Origin of the sequence: Pseudomonas protegens CHA0, assembly GCF_000397205.1 — a bacterium.
Lineage (GTDB): Bacteria > Pseudomonadota > Gammaproteobacteria > Pseudomonadales > Pseudomonadaceae > Aquipseudomonas > Aquipseudomonas protegens.
In genome coordinates this window covers 3,540,813-3,554,787 of sequence record NC_021237.1, presented here as the reverse complement: position 1 = coordinate 3,554,787, position 13,975 = coordinate 3,540,813, and the positions used below count along the sequence as shown (strand labels likewise).

12 protein-coding genes and 1 pseudogene are annotated in these 13,975 nt (G+C 65.9%); 9 read left to right on the top strand and 4 right to left on the bottom strand.

Annotated features, from left to right (window positions below; translation table 11 throughout):
* The first annotated feature begins 11 nt into the window (after positions 1-11).
* Positions 12-920: a glutaminase B gene (glsB, locus tag PFLCHA0_RS15930; RefSeq protein ID WP_011061446.1), complete on the top strand. Its 909-nt coding sequence runs from the start codon at positions 12-14 to the stop codon at positions 918-920.
* Here the strand turns inward: glsB and PFLCHA0_RS15925 are convergent, their stop codons facing one another.
* Both PFLCHA0_RS15925 and PFLCHA0_RS15920 read right to left on the bottom strand, forming a co-directional pair.
* Complete coding sequence (locus tag PFLCHA0_RS15925) at positions 921-1,382, bottom strand: LEA/WHy family protein (protein WP_011061445.1); 462 nt, start codon at positions 1,380-1,382, stop codon at positions 921-923.
* A gap of 168 nt (positions 1,383-1,550) precedes the next feature.
* Positions 1,551-2,990 (bottom strand): nucleobase:cation symporter-2 family protein, encoded by a 1,440-nt coding sequence (locus tag PFLCHA0_RS15920; protein WP_011061444.1) that lies wholly within the window; start codon positions 2,988-2,990, stop codon positions 1,551-1,553.
* A 258-nt stretch (positions 2,991-3,248) separates the two neighbouring features.
* Here PFLCHA0_RS15920 and PFLCHA0_RS15915 point away from each other — a divergent pair.
* The 8 genes and pseudogenes from PFLCHA0_RS15915 to chrA all read left to right on the top strand — a co-directional run.
* Positions 3,249-3,746: pseudogene (locus PFLCHA0_RS15915) on the top strand (RNA polymerase sigma factor); the annotation flags it as partial.
* A 7-nt stretch (positions 3,747-3,753) separates the two neighbouring features.
* Entirely contained in the window at positions 3,754-4,713 is a 960-nt protein-coding gene (locus PFLCHA0_RS15910) for a FecR family protein (RefSeq protein ID WP_041118335.1), read from the top strand.
* A 122-nt stretch (positions 4,714-4,835) separates the two neighbouring features.
* Entirely contained in the window at positions 4,836-7,313 is a 2,478-nt protein-coding gene (locus PFLCHA0_RS15905) for a TonB-dependent receptor (protein ID WP_015635717.1), read from the top strand.
* A gap of 249 nt (positions 7,314-7,562) precedes the next feature.
* Complete coding sequence (locus tag PFLCHA0_RS15900; protein WP_015635716.1) at positions 7,563-8,279, top strand: helix-turn-helix transcriptional regulator; 717 nt, start codon at positions 7,563-7,565, stop codon at positions 8,277-8,279.
* A 52-nt stretch (positions 8,280-8,331) separates the two neighbouring features.
* Positions 8,332-8,661, top strand: a complete 330-nt coding sequence (locus PFLCHA0_RS15895; RefSeq protein ID WP_015635715.1) for a nuclear transport factor 2 family protein — start codon at positions 8,332-8,334, stop codon at positions 8,659-8,661.
* A gap of 176 nt (positions 8,662-8,837) precedes the next feature.
* Complete coding sequence (gene zapE, locus PFLCHA0_RS15890; RefSeq protein ID WP_015635714.1) at positions 8,838-9,965, top strand: cell division protein ZapE; 1,128 nt, start codon at positions 8,838-8,840, stop codon at positions 9,963-9,965.
* 158 nt (positions 9,966-10,123) lie between these two features.
* Positions 10,124-10,615 (top strand): GNAT family N-acetyltransferase, encoded by a 492-nt coding sequence (locus PFLCHA0_RS15885; protein WP_015635713.1) that lies wholly within the window; start codon positions 10,124-10,126, stop codon positions 10,613-10,615.
* A complete protein-coding gene (chrA, locus tag PFLCHA0_RS15880) occupies positions 10,615-11,802 on the top strand; it encodes a chromate efflux transporter (RefSeq protein WP_015635712.1) in 1,188 nt (395 codons plus the stop codon). Before PFLCHA0_RS15885 ends, chrA begins: the two co-directional genes overlap by 1 nt.
* Here the strand turns inward: chrA and PFLCHA0_RS15875 are convergent.
* The gene (locus PFLCHA0_RS15875) at positions 11,799-13,223 is read right to left on the bottom strand and encodes a heavy metal sensor histidine kinase (protein WP_015635711.1); all 1,425 of its coding nucleotides are present in this window, start codon (positions 13,221-13,223) and stop codon (positions 11,799-11,801) included. The genes chrA and PFLCHA0_RS15875 overlap by 4 nt on opposite strands.
* The gene (locus PFLCHA0_RS15870) at positions 13,220-13,894 is read right to left on the bottom strand and encodes a heavy metal response regulator transcription factor (protein WP_011061434.1); all 675 of its coding nucleotides are present in this window, start codon (positions 13,892-13,894) and stop codon (positions 13,220-13,222) included. Before PFLCHA0_RS15870 ends, PFLCHA0_RS15875 begins: the two co-directional genes overlap by 4 nt.
* Positions 13,895-13,975 lie beyond the last annotated feature (81 nt).

Sequence of the window (13,975 nt, the reverse complement as noted above, 5' to 3'; positions counted from 1 at the left end):
TGAGCCAGAACATGCAAGACCTGTTGAACCAGATTCTCGATGAAGTCCGCCCCCTGATCGGCCAAGGCCAGGTGGCCAATTACATTCCGGCCCTGGCGGATGTGCCGGCCAATCAGTTGGGCATTGCCGTGTATGGCAACGACGGCCAGGTGTTCAGCGCCGGTGACGCCGATACGCCGTTCTCGGTGCAGAGCATTTCCAAGGTCTTCAGCCTGGTGCAGGCCATCGGTCATTCCGGCGAGGCGATCTGGGAGCGCCTGGGCCACGAGCCCTCGGGGCAGCCGTTCAATTCCCTGGTGCAACTGGAATTCGAGCGTGGCCGGCCGCGCAACCCCTTCATCAATGCCGGGGCCCTGGTGATCTGCGACATCAACCAGTCGCGCTTTGCCGCGCCGGCCTTGTCCATGCGCGACTTTGTCCGGCGCCTGTCGGGCAACCTGCAGGTGATGGTGGACGGTCGGGTGGCCGAGTCGGAGTACCAGCACCGCGCCCGCAACGCGGCCATGGCCTACCTGATGCAGTCCTTCGGCAACTTTCACAATGATGTGGAGGCGGTGCTGCGCAGTTACTTCAGCCACTGCGCCTTGCGCATGAGCTGCGTGGATCTGGCCCGGGCCTTCTGTTTCCTGGCCAACGACGGCTTCTGCAAGCACAGCGGGGAGCAGATTCTCACCCGGCGCCAGACCCAGCAGGTCAACTCGATCATGGCCACCAGCGGCCTGTACGACGAGGCCGGCAACTTCGCCTATCGGGTCGGCCTGCCGGGCAAGAGTGGGGTGGGCGGGGGAATTGTGGCGGTGGTGCCGGGGCAGTTCACGGTCTGCGTCTGGTCGCCGGAGCTCAACAGCGCCGGCAACTCGCTGGTGGGCATGGCGGCCCTGGAACTGCTCAGCCAGCGTATCGGCTGGTCGGTGTTCTAGTTACCAGGCGCCGGGGTTGCTCAGGCTGAGCTGCCCGCGATCGATGAAGCGCTGGGTGCCGAACAGCCCGCCGGCAAGCTTGCCGCGCAGCACGTAGGGCAGGTTGTCCAGGCTTTGGGTCTGGCTCAGGCCCAGGGTCTGGCGCAGCACCGAGAAGGCCGAGACGCTGACCGGGATCACCAGGATGTCTTCCGAGTAGCGGCCGATATGCCCCTGCTGGTCGCTGACCCCGGAGGCCAGGGGGCGGCCGTTGACTTCCAGGTCCAGGGCCACGCCGTTGTAGTCGATGGGGCTTTCGTTGGGGTTCTGCAGACGCAGTTTCACCGCGAAACGCATTTCCAGATCCTGGCTCGGCAGTGGCTCGATGCCCACCACATTGATCGCCAGTGGATCGCGATTGGGCAACAGCGCACAAGCGCTCAGGCTGAGCAGTACCAGGGTCAAGGCGATCAATCTACGCATGGAATACCTGTCGGCAATGGAAATGAATGGCTGGCCAGCACCTTGTAGCCGCTGCCGAGCCTGCGAGGCTACGACAAGGCCCGCAGGGCCTTGCCTGGCAAACCCCCGGCCAGCCTTCCACGGCCGAGGGCCCATCACCAGCGCTCGCAGCATAGACGCCTGCGAGCCTCAGGAGTTCGCTTTGCCGCTCATGTCCGGGTCTTGCATGACCTTGAGGGTCGCCGCTTCCGGATCGAACTCGTCTTCTTCCAGCTCAAGGAATTCCTCCGGCAGGAAGATGTTCAGGAAGATCGCGCAGAAGGCGCCCACGGTAATCGGCGACTCGAAGATGTTGTGCAGCGCCTTGGGCAGCTCGCGCAGCACTTCCGGCACCGCCGCCACGCCCAGGCCCATGCCCAGGGAAATGGCCACGATCAGCACGTTGCGCCGGTGCAGCCCGGCTTCGGCGAGGATCTTGATCCCGGCCACGGCCACGGTACCGAACATGATCAGGGTGGCGCCGCCCAGCACCGGCTTGGGCATCAGTTGCAGCACCGCGCCGATCACCGGGAACAGGCCCAGCAGCACCAGCAGCCCGGCAATGAAGTAGGCCACGTAGCGGCTGGCCACGCCGGTCAGTTGGATGACCCCGTTGTTCTGGGCAAAGGTGACCATCGGCAGGCTGTTGAACACCGCAGCCACCGCCGAGTTGAAACCGTCCGCCAGCAGCCCGGACTTGATGCGCTTGATGTACAGCGGGCCCTTGACCGGCTGCTGGGAAATCATCGAGTTGGCGGTCAGGTCGCCGGCTGCTTCCAGGGGGGAAATCAGGAAGATCACCGCCAGGGGGATGAAGGCGATCAGGTCGAAGGAGAAGCCGTACTTGAACGGCACCGGCACGCTCACCAGGGGCACCTCGGGCATGGCCGCCATGTCCACCCGGCCGAGCATCCAGGCCACCACGAAGCCCAGGGTCAGGCCGATGACGATCGAGCCCAGGCGCAGCATCGGGTGGTTGAAGCGGTTGAGCACCACGATGGTCAGCAGCACCAGCGCCGCCAGCCCCAGGTTGCTCGCCGCGCCCAGGTCACTGGCACCGTAGCCGCCGGCCATGTCGGTGACCGCCACCTTGATCAGCGACAGGCCCATCAGGGTGATGATGGTGCCGGTCACCACCGGGGTGATCAGCTTGCGCAACTTGCCGATGAACTGGCTGAGGAACATCTCGATAAAGGCTGCGACAAAGCAGATGCCGAAGATGGTGGAGAGGATTTCGTTGGTGTCGCCGCCCCGGCCCTTGACCATGAAGCCGGCACTGAGCAGCACGCTGATAAAGGAAAAGCTGGTGCCTTGCACGCACAGCAGGCCGGAACCGATGGGCCCCAGGCGCCGGGCCTGGACGAAGGTGCCCAGGCCGGAGACGAACAGCGCCATGCTGATCAGGTACGGCAGCTCGCTTTCCAGCCCCAGGACCCCGCCGAAGATCAGGGTCGGGCTGATGATGCCGACGAAACTGGCCAGCACATGCTGCAGGGCGGCGAAGATCGCCGCGCTGAAATGCGGACGGTCGTTGAGGCCGTAGATCAGGTCTGACTTGTAGCGGGGAGGGGAGCGGTCGGGTGCGGTCATGGGAAAAGGCCTGCCAGTGACGTGTGAAAACTACGGGGGCACACGTCGGAAAGTGGACGGGACTTGGGCCGCAACGCCATGTCATGGACAAGACGTGCGCACCCGGTCAGAAAAAAGGAGGCGCAGGATGCCAGAAAGGCGCCGCAGCCAGAAGGGCAAACAGGCGGAAAAAGCCAAGTTGGAAAGGATACGAAAGATACTGTTTCTCATTTGCCTTTATGGAATAATCCGCCTCCCCGATCTGCGGACCGCCCCCCGATGCTGCCGACCCCCAGCCTGCTGCGCAGCTTTCAAGAGCATTACGACGACCTGCTGAAGTTTCTCACCCGGCGCATGAGCGATCGCCAACGGGCGGCGGACGTGGCCCAGGAGACCTACCTCAAGTTGCTCAAGGTCGATCCGCAGACGGTGGAGGTGCACAACGATCGCGGTTTCATTTTCCGTGTGGCCGGCAACCTGGCCATCGACACCCTGCGCCGCGAGCAGCGCCTGGCGGCCAACCTCAGCGACGGCCAGGAGCACACCGAAGCGGTGGACCCGGCCCCGGCCCCGGAAGCCGTGCTGCTGGCCAAGGAGCGCCTGGCGGTGCTCGACGAGGCCCTGGCGCAACTCTCGGACAACGCCCGCCAGGCCTTGCTGCTCAATCGCCTGGAAGGCCTGACCCAGGCACAGATCGCATTGCGCCTGGGCGTTTCCGAAAGCATGGTGGCAAAATACATCGGCCAGGCCCTGCGCCATTGCCGCGACTGGCTGAAAGTCCACCATGAATGATTCCTTCTTGCCTGCCGCCGATGCCATGACCGACCACCCCGAAAGCCTCGAAGACGCCGCCATCGACTGGCTGGTGCTGCTGCACTCCGGCAACGCCACGCCGGCCCAGCGCATGGCCTTCCAGCAATGGCGCCAGCGCAGCCCGGCCCATGCCGCAGCGGCCGCCGAGGCCCAGCAACTGTGGGGTGACCTGGGGCAGACCGAGACCGCGCGGCAGCACCAGGCGCCGCCCGTCATGGTGCGCCGGCCACGGCGCTTCTGGCCGGCGCTGGCCGCTTCGCTGCTGCTGGCGCTGGGGGCTGGCCTGGGCTGGCAGCAGTGGCCGGCCTTGACCTCGGACTACCACACCGGGGTCGGCCAGCAACAGAGCATCACCCTGGCGGACGGCTCGCGGGTCACCCTCAACAGCGCCAGTGCGCTGTCGGTGGCCTACTCGGCGGATGAGCGCCGGGTGATCCTGCGCAGCGGCGAAGCGCTGTTCGAACCGCTGGCCGACCCGCAGCGGCCCTTCGTGGTCCAGGCCCAGGCCCAGCAACTGCAAAGCGCTGCCAGTGCCTTCAGCGTGCGCCGCGACGGCCACCAACTGACGGTGGTGGTGCGCGAAGGGCAGGTGCAGTTCAGCGGTGACCACGCACCAGTGCTGCTCCAGGCCGACCAGCGCCTGCAATACCAGCCCGGCCAGCCGCTGCTGGCCCAGCAGACCGTGGACGCCGCCAGCCTGACCGCCTGGCAGCGCGGCAAGCTGATCTTCAACGGCCGCCCGCTGGGTGAGGTGATAGGTGAACTGGAGCGCTACCAGCACGGGCGCATCCTGATTTCCGACGGTCAGTTGGCGGCCCTGGCCATCAGCGGTGTGTTCGACCTGCATGATCCGCAAGGCTCGCTCAAGGCCCTGCAGCAGCGCTACCCGCTGCACGTCACCTACCTGCCATGGCTGGCGGTCCTGCACTGAGTCGAATTTTTTTTGCCTGGGCACTGCAAGTTCCCCTGGGGGAAATCGTCGTAGTGAGACTGAGAAGACAATCATTCTCATTGACGTCATTTCAACCGGCTGGGAAGGAACACGTGAAAGCAATGTTCAAGCTGTCGACACTGGGGCGCGGTCACCACATCATGCGCCGCACATTACTGGCCCAGGCCCTGTTCGCCGGGGCCTTGAGCCCGGTCCTGGCCCAGGCCCAGGAGGCCGCCACGGTCAGCCAGGCCGGCAGCGCCCAGGAGCGCCGGGTCTCGTTGAACCTGCCGGCCCAGCCCCTGGACCAGGCGCTGACCCGCTTCGCCGATCAGGCCGACCTGCGCCTGCTGTACACCACCAGCGATGTCGAGGGCCTGCAATCCACCGCCCTCAACGGCGAGGTCACGGTGGCCCAGGCCCTGCAAAGCCTGCTGGCCGGCAGTGGCATGAGCTGGTCGTTCAGCGACGGGCACACGGTGATCCTGCGTCGGGCTGGCGTGCCGGCTGCCAGCCTCAACCTCAAGCCGACCCAGGTCACCGTGGCGTCACGCACCAGCGCCGCCATCAGCGAGATTCCCGGCACCGTGTGGGTGGTGGAGCAGAGCCAGCTGCGCGAGCAGTTGAGCACCGGGGTCAGCCTCAAGGAAGCCATCGGCAAGCTGGTACCGGGCCTCGACCTGGCCCCGGAAGGGCGCACCAACTACGGCCAGAACATGCGCGGGCGCAACGTGCTGGTGATGATCGACGGGGTCAGCCAGAACAGCTCCCGGGGCCTGTCCCGGCAGTTCGACAGCATCTCGCCGTTCAACGTCGAGCGGGTCGAAGTGCTGTCCGGGGCCAGCGCCATCTACGGCGGCGGCGCCACCGGCGGCATCATCAATATCGTCACCAAGAAAGGCGAACCGGGCCCGGCGCGCTTCGAGACCCAGCTGGGGGCCAGCAGCGGCTTCAACAACAGTGACGACCTGACGACCCGCATCGCCCAGTCGGTGAGCGGCGGCAACGAAGCCATCAGCGGCCGGCTGGCGGTGGCGGGGGAGCAGAACCAGGCGTTCTATGACGGTGCCGGCAAGCAGATCTTCATCGACAACACCCAGACCGACCTGCAGTACAACCGTACCCTGGACCTGATGGGCAGCCTGGCCCTGCAGTTCAACGAAGAGCAGAGCCTGGACCTGCTGGCCCAGTACTACGACTCCGGCAACCATGGCAGCACCGGGATCTACTTCCCCAACCTCAAGTACAAGGCGCCGTCCAACCTGGAAGACGCCGAGCTGCGCGGCGGCTACTCCACCGACCTGGAACCGCGTACCAAGCGCCTGCTGCTCAACGCCAACTACCACCACAGCGACGTGCTGGGCCAGGATTTCTACCTGCAGGCCTCGTACCGCAAGGAAGACGACAACTTCTTCCCGTTCCCCTACTACAACAGCGGCAGCCCCGCAGGCTCCAAGGGTGTGTACTTCGCCGCGTCCCAGCAGAATTTCGAAGTCACCAGCCTCAAGGCGCTGTTCGCCAAGGAGTTCGAGGCGTTCAAGCTGACCTACGGCGTGGACCTGGACCGCGAGCGTTTCAATGCCCAGCAGAGCACCTTCGACCAGGGCATCTCCTCGGGCAGCGGCGGCCTCGACCTGGTGACCCAGAGCAAGGCGCCGCGCTATCCCAGCTACCGGGTCGACGGCCTGTCCGGCTATGCCCAGCTGGACTGGCACGCCACCGACAACCTGACGGTATCCGGCGGCTACCGGCGCCAGCAGATGGACGTGGACGTGGGCCAGTTCAAGAACGTACCCGGCGGCAGCAACGACTATGCGGTCAACCTCTACAACCTGGGCACCATCTACGACTTCAAGAACGGCCACCAGCTGTGGGTCAACTACGGCGAGGGCTTCGATCTGCCGGACCCGGCCAAGTTCTACGGCAAGCCGGGCCTGAGCGTGGACGACAACCCCCTGGCGGGGATCAAGAGCCGCCAGGTGGAGACCGGCTGGCGCTTCTCCGATAGCGACTGGGATGCCCAGGCGGCGCTGTACTACATCTGGTCGGACAAGGTGATCACCACCGACCAGGCCACCTTGACCATCGACGTCAAGGACCAGAAAAGCCGCGATTACGGCTTTGAGAGCGCCCTGACCCGGCACTTCCAGAACGGCTGGGAGCTGGGCGGCACCCTGCATGCCGTGCGCTCCGAGGAGGAGAACAAGAACGGCGGCTGGAGCAAGCGCGACGCCCGTTATGCCTCGCTGTCGAAACTCACCGCCTTCGTCGGCTGGAAGGACGACAGCAGCAGCGTGCGCCTGCAGGGCAACCACGCCTTCACCCTCAAGGACGACGCGGTCAAGCAGATCGACGCCACCCACAGCGTGGATGCGCCCAACACCATCGACGGCTACACCACCTTCGACCTGCTGGGCAGCCACGACACCGAGTTCGGCACCTTCAGCGGCGGCATCCAGAACCTGCTGGACAAGCAGTACAGCACCGTCTGGGGCCAGCGCGCCAAGCTGTTCTACTCGCCGACTTACGGCCCCGACTACCTCTACGACTACCAGGGCCGTGGCCGCACCTACACCCTGACCTGGACCATGGCCTACTGACGCCCCGGGGGCTCTTGCGGCCCCTGTAGCCGCTGCCGAGCCCCAGCGAGGCTGTGCAAAGGCCCGCAGGGCCTTGCTTGGCACCCCCAGCCGAACCCTGCGACGCAGTGCCTTCGCCGCCTGCGCCAGCGGCTACAAGACCCAGGCAGAACCATGACTGGCAACGTCCCGCCAACCCCCAGCCTCCTGACAGAAACTGTCAGGAGGCTCTGGTAATCTGCGCCGGTGTTTTTTCCGGAGTGCACCTGCGTGTCGCGAGCCAGTCGTTTACTCACCCTGCTGCAGATGCTGCGGGGCAAAAGCCGTCCGGTGACCGCCGCGACCCTGGCCTCGGAGCTGGAAGTTTCCGAGCGCACCCTGTACCGCGATATCGCCGAGCTGACCGCCCTGGGCGCGCCGATCTACGGTGAGGCCGGGATAGGGTATGTGCTGCGCAGCGGGCTGTTCCTGCCGCCGTTGATGCTCAATGCCGACGAGACCGAGGCCGTGGTGCTGGGCCTGCGCTACGTCGACCAGCGCGGCGACGAGGAACTGAGCAAGGCCGCCGCCGATGCCATGGCCAAGATCGCCGCGGTGCTGGCCCCCGCGGCCCAGGACGCACTGCGCAATCCGACCCTGTTGCCCGGCCCGGCGGGCTACGGTTTCCCCGACAACCCGGTGTCGCTCAATGTGTTTCGCCAGGCGATCCGCCTTCAGGCCAAGCTGCTGATCGACTATGCCGACGTCAACCAAAACCCCAGCCAGCGCCGGGTCTGGCCCCTGGCCCTGGGCTTTCTCAACGAGGCCCGGGTGATCGTGGCCTGGTGTGAATTGCGCGAGGATTACCGGACCTTTCGCACCGACCGCATTGCTGCGGCCCAGGAGCAGGGCGAGCGGTATCCGGGGCGGCGCAGCGACTGGCTGCGAGCCTGGCGCAAACGCATGCACAGCGACGAGCAGGGCCGTTTCACTGCTGACAGGAAATGACACGCGGGGGCTTTAGCATGGCCCGCTCATTCAACAGCAAGGAGCTTTTGTCATGTCGGCCATAGACCCTTCCCTGGCCCCGGCCATCGCCGCTTATGTCACGGCCATCAACAGCGGCGACAGCGCAGTGGTGGCGTCGATCTTCGCCGACCGCGCCCAGGTCTTCGATGAACGCGAGCACTGCGTGGGGCCCCAGCAGATCGCCCGCTGGATGGGCAAAGGCGCGTGCCGCCTGGAAATCCTCGGGGTCCAGCAGCGCACCGGCAAAGTGCTGCTCGACAGCCGGGTGTGCGGTGACTTCCCCGGCAGCCCCCAGGCCCTGCGCCATACCTTCCGCCTGGACGCCCAGGGGCGGATCGAACGCCTGGATATTTCCCGCTGATGTAGCCGCTGGCGCAGGCGGCGAAAAACCTGAGCATGCCCAAGGTTTTGCTGGAGACCGCCAGGCAAGGCCCTGCGGTCCTTTTCCCAGCTTCGCGGGCTCGGCAGCGGCTACAGGTCGGCCTGGAGCGGCTCATGCTGGCATACTGCGGCTCTTTGCCAGGAGGCCCGAGCCCCATGCCATTCGATTCCCCCATGAGCGCCTACCAATACGCCCTGGAGCAGCAGGGCTTTGTCGCCGACGCAGCGCAGGCGCGGGCGGTGCAGGCCTTGCAGCAATGCCATGAAGCCCTGCATCAAGGGCGCACGGCGGTGCCCGGGGTCTATCTGTGGGGGGCGGTTGGGCGGGGCAAGACCTGGCTGATGGACCAGTTCTACCAGAGCCTGCGGGTCCCGGCGCGGCGCCAGCACTTTCATCACTTCATGGGCTGGGTGCACCAGCGTTCGTTCCAGCTGACCGGTATTGCCGACCCCTTGCAGGCCCTGGCCCGGGAGCTGGCCGAAGAGGTGCGGGTGCTGTGTTTCGATGAGCTGTTCGTCAATGACATCGGTGACGCGATCATCCTCGGGCGCCTGTTCCAGGTGATGTTCGACCAGGGCGTGGTGCTGGTCTGCACCTCCAACCAGCCCCCGGAACAGCTGTATGCCGATGGCTTCAACCGCGAGCGCTTCGTTCCGGCGATCAGCGCCATCCGCCAGCACATGCAGGTGGTGGCGGTGGACGGCGAGCAGGATCACCGCTTGCACCCGGGCGCCGCCGAGCAACGCTACTGGCTTGGCGCCGAGGGCCAGCCGAGCGCCCTGGGGCCGGTGTTCGAGCGCTTGAGTGCCGGGCAGCCGGCGAGCAGCGAGCCGCTGTTGCTCGGCTATCGCCCACTGCAGGTGGTCAAGGCGTGCGGGACGGTGGTGTGGTGCAGCTTCGTCGAACTGTGCGAACAGCCGTTTTCCGCCATGGACTTCATGGCCCTGTGCGACCGCTTCCAGGCCATTCTCCTGAGCGATGTGCCCAACCTCAGCGCTTGCCAGCGTCCCGCTCGCATTGCCCGGGGCACCGAGGATGGTGCCGAGCGGGTGGTGGCCGGGGATCGTGAGTTGCCGCAACTGTCGGTACATGACGACGCGGTGCGGCGTTTCATCGCCCTGGTGGACGAGTGCTACGACCGCAAGGTGCCGCTGTATCTGGAAGCCCGGGTGCCCATGGAACAGCTGTACACCGAAGGCTACCTGGAGTTCGCATTCCGCCGCACCCTCAGCCGCCTGCAGGAAATGCAGTTGCAGCGTTTTGCCGGTGGGCCCGCGGCCTGAAGGGAAACCCTTCCGGCTGCCGTGGATCCCGGCCGCTGCTTAGGATTTTTTCTGTAGTGCGCGGGTTAAAAATCTTCGTTTGGTCAAATCCCCCAGCCTACAATCGAGGCTGCCTGAGCCCTGAGCGCTCACTTTCAATACGTTGATCGAGGATGAACATGGACGTTGCCGATGTCGTGGTGTTGCAAGCCAGTTACAGCAACCCGGTGCATGCCGAAGCCATAGGCGTGTTGCTCAACCACTATGCCGAGGACCCCATGGGCGGCGGCCAGCGCCTGGACGCAGACCGGCTCCAGCAGTTGCCGGCGGAGCTGGCCAAGCGGCCCCAGGCGTTCAGCGTGCTGGCCTTTGCCGGCGGGCAGCCGGTGGGCCTGGTGAACTGCTTCGAAGGCTTCTCCACCTTTGCCTGCCGGCCCCTGGTGAATATCCGTGACGTGGTGGTGTTGGACAGCTACCGCGGCCAGGGCCTGAGCAAGCGCCTGCTGCAGAAGGTCGAGGACATCGCCCGGCAACGGGGCTGCTGCAAGGTCACCCTGGAAGTGCTGGAGGGCAATGCCCAGGCCCAGGCCGCCTATCGCGCCTGCGGTTTCGCCAATGCCATGCTCGACCCGGCTCACGGGCGCATGCTGTTCTGGAGCAAAGCCTTGTAATGCACGCCCCCAGCCCCTGCGCGCCGGTCCCGGTAGAAACACCCTGGCGGATCTTCCTGGTATTTCTGCGCCTGGGCCTGAGTTCGTTTGGCGGGCCGCTGGCGCACCTGGGCTACTTTCGCCAGGAATTCGTCCAGCGCCGGCGCTGGCTGGGGGAGGCGGCCTATGCCGAGCTGGTCGCGCTGTGCCAGTTTCTTCCCGGACCTGCCAGCAGTCAGGTCGGCATCGCCCTGGGATTGTCTCGCCGTGGCCTGCCCGGGGCCCTGTGTGCCTGGGCCGGCTTTACCTTGCCTTCGGCCCTGGCCCTGGCACTGCTGGCCCTGGGGTTGGGGGGCGGGGTCCCGGCCGGGGCGCTCAAGGGCTTGCAACTGGTGGCGGTGGCGGTGGTGGCCCAGGCCTTGTGGGGCATGGCCCGCAGCCTGTGCCGGGGCGCCTTGCAGATCGTCATTGCAGTGCTGGCCGCGGCGCTGGTGCTGCGCTGGCCGGGCCTGGGCGGGCAGTTGCTGGTGATGCTGCTGGCGGCTCTGCTGGGCCGCTGGCTGATCAGGCCGGTGTTCCAGGTGCAGGTCCAGAGCCCTCCCTCTGGGTCGAGTCGCCGCCTGGGGGCGTGTTGCCTGGGGCTGGCGCTATTGCTGCTGGTGCTGTTGCCGGGGCTGGTGCTGCTCTGGCCGGGGCGCCTGCTGAGCCTGTTCGATGGTTTCTACCGGGTCGGCGCTCTGGTATTCGGCGGCGGCCATGTGGTGCTGCCGCTGTTGCAGGCGCAGGTGGTGGAGCCCGGCTGGGTCAGCAGCCCGCTGTTCCTGGCCGGGTACGCCAGCGCCCAGGCGATGCCCGGCCCGCTGTTCAGCGTCGCGGCCTTTCTCGGCGCGGCCATCGATGGCTGGAGTGGGGCGGTGGTGTGCCTGCTGGCGATCTTTCTGCCAGGGCTGTTGCTGGTGATCGGCGTGGTGCCCTTCTGGCAGCGGCTGCGCCACCGCCAGGGCATCCAGGCGGCCCTGGCCGGGGTCAATGCCGCGGTGGTGGGCCTGCTGGCGGCAGCGTTGTACCAACCCCTGTGGACCAGCAGCGTGACCGGCGCGCCGGAACTGGTGGCGGTGTTGCTGGCGCTGCTGCTGTTGCGCAGCGGCCGGGTGCCGCCCTGGGCCCTGGTGCTGCTGGGGGCCGGTGCCGGTGCCTGGCTGCTCTAGAGGTCGTGCTGCGCCGGGTCGAGCCGGGGGAATACCAGGCGGAACTCGGTCAGGAGTTCCGGGATGCTGCTGACCTCGGTGCGCCCCTGGTGCAGGTTCATGATCGAACGGACGATGGCCAGGCCCAGCCCGGTGCCGCCTTCGGCCCGGGTGCGGCTGCTGTCGACCCGATAGAAGCGCTCGAACAGATGGGGCAGGTGGCTGGCAGCGATGCCCGGGCCGGGGTTGCCCACGCTCAGGCTCACGGCCTCCATGGTCTGCTCCACCCGCAGGCTGATCTGCCCCCGCGCCGGGCTGTGGCGAATGGCGTTGGACAGCAGGTTGGAAATGGCCCGCTGGATCATCAGCCGGTCCCCCAGCACCCAGGCATCGCCACTGTGCTGCAGTTGCAGCTGCTTCTCTTCGGCGCTCAGGGCGAACAGGTCGATGACCCGGCGCGCTTCTTCCCCCAGCGAGACTCGGGCGAACCGGGCCTGGGACGCCGGCTGGCTGACCTGGGCCAGGAACAGCATGTCGGCGACGATCCGCGTGACCCGCTCCAGCTCTTCGATACTGGCCTCCAGCACCGCCTTGTACTCCTCTGGCGGGCGTTCCCGGGACAGGGTCACTTGGGCCTTGCCCATCAGGTTGCTGATGGGCGAGCGCAACTCGTGGGCCAGGTCGTCGGAGAACTGCGACAGGCGCTGCACGCCGCCGTCCAGGCGTTGCAGCATGACATTGATGCCCTGGCCCAGCTCCGCCAGCTCCCGGGGCAGGCCCTGCAGCTTCAGGCGGTGGGTCAGGTCCTGGGTGGTCACCCGCGCCGCGACCCGGCTGAACTGCTGCAGCGGCAGCAGGCCCCGTTGCACCAGCCACCAGGCGCCGAAACCGATCAGCAGCAGCAACAGGGGCAGGGCGATCACCGTGGAACGCAGGTAGGCGCTGAGCAGCGCCTGATCGTTGCTGCGGTCCAGGGTCAGTACCACCTGGACCTGCTCGCCGTTGCGCAGGCTCATCTGCCGCAGGGCGCTGAGCAAGGGGTTGCCGCGGCTGTCGCGCCAGTCGACATAGCCGTCGCCACCGATATTGCCCAGGGGCTCGGGCAGGGACTCCTGGGCCATGCCGCCGACAATCAGCAGGGGTTCGGCCAGCGGATCGCTGCCGAGGATGCTCAATTGCAGGTTGTCGTGGCCCATCACCAGGTCCAGCAGGGAATGGGGGCGGGCCGCCAGGTCACTGCTCTTGAGGTCGCTGGTGAGGCTGTGCCGGATCTGCTCCAGCTTGCTGTCCAGGCCCTTGCGCGCCAGGTTGTCCAGCTCATGGTTCAACGCCAGGTAGGCCAGGGTTGCCAGCAGCACCACCAGTGCCGCGCCCATCAGGGCGACGGTCAGCCCCAGGCGCATGGACAGGCTGCTGGCCGCGGCGGCGGGGCGCGCTGTCATGGGCGTGCTTCCAGGACATAACCGACACCGCGCAGGGTATGGATCAGCTTGACGTCACTGGCGTCGTCGATCTTGCCCCGCAAGCGGCTGATGGAGACTTCCACCACATTGGTGTCGCAGTCGAAGTTCATGTCCCAGACCAGGGAAATGATCTGGGTGCGGGTCAGTACTTCTCCGCTGTGGCGCATCAATACATGCAGCAGGGTGAACTCCTTGGTCGTCAGGTCGATACGCCGACTGCCGCGATAAGCCCGATGACGGCGCGGGTCAAGTTGCAGGTCGGCAACTTGCAGAACTTCCGGTTGGACAATGACTTCACTACGACGCATCAGGGTACGAACCCGGGCCAGCAACTCGGGAAATTGAAACGGTTTGACCAGATAATCATCGGCGCCCATATCCAGGCCCTTGACCTTGTCTTCCAGGCGCCCGCGGGCAGTCAACATCATGACCCGTGCGGGATAGTTTCCCTGCAGTTGTTCAAGAACTTGCCAACCATCTTTGCCGGGCAGGTTGATATCCAGGATTACCAATTCATAGGGCTGTTGTTGAATCAGGTGCAGGCCGTCCACGCCATTGTTCGCCCGGTCCACCACATAGCCACTTTCACTCAGGCCCTGATGCAGGTAGTCGGCCGTCTTGGGTTCGTCCTCAATCACCAGAATGCGCATTGCAATATCCTCTTCAAAGCTGTCGGGGCTGTCGAGCGAGCGCAGGTTAAAGTCTGTAGTAGCTATAGGGTCAATGAAATA

Bases quoted from the DNA above. Each gene is read 5' to 3' on its own strand.
- glsB (WP_011061446.1), top strand. From the start codon at position 12: ATGCAAGACCTGTTGAACCAGATTCTCGATGAAGTCCGCCCCCTGATC.
- PFLCHA0_RS15925 (WP_011061445.1), bottom strand. From the start codon at position 1,382: ATGCGTAGATTGATCGCCTTGACCCTGGTACTGCTCAGCCTGAGCGCT.
- PFLCHA0_RS15920 (WP_011061444.1), bottom strand. From the start codon at position 2,990: ATGACCGCACCCGACCGCTCCCCTCCCCGCTACAAGTCAGACCTGATC.
- PFLCHA0_RS15910 (WP_041118335.1), top strand. From the start codon at position 3,754: ATGAATGATTCCTTCTTGCCTGCCGCCGATGCCATGACCGACCACCCC.
- PFLCHA0_RS15905 (WP_015635717.1), top strand. From the start codon at position 4,836: ATGTTCAAGCTGTCGACACTGGGGCGCGGTCACCACATCATGCGCCGC.
- PFLCHA0_RS15895 (WP_015635715.1), top strand. From the start codon at position 8,332: ATGTCGGCCATAGACCCTTCCCTGGCCCCGGCCATCGCCGCTTATGTC.
- zapE (WP_015635714.1), top strand. From the start codon at position 8,838: ATGCCATTCGATTCCCCCATGAGCGCCTACCAATACGCCCTGGAGCAG.
- PFLCHA0_RS15885 (WP_015635713.1), top strand. From the start codon at position 10,124: ATGGACGTTGCCGATGTCGTGGTGTTGCAAGCCAGTTACAGCAACCCG.
- chrA (WP_015635712.1), top strand. From the start codon at position 10,615: ATGCACGCCCCCAGCCCCTGCGCGCCGGTCCCGGTAGAAACACCCTGG.
- PFLCHA0_RS15875 (WP_015635711.1), bottom strand. From the start codon at position 13,223: ATGACAGCGCGCCCCGCCGCCGCGGCCAGCAGCCTGTCCATGCGCCTG.
- PFLCHA0_RS15870 (WP_011061434.1), bottom strand. From the start codon at position 13,894: ATGCGCATTCTGGTGATTGAGGACGAACCCAAGACGGCCGACTACCTG.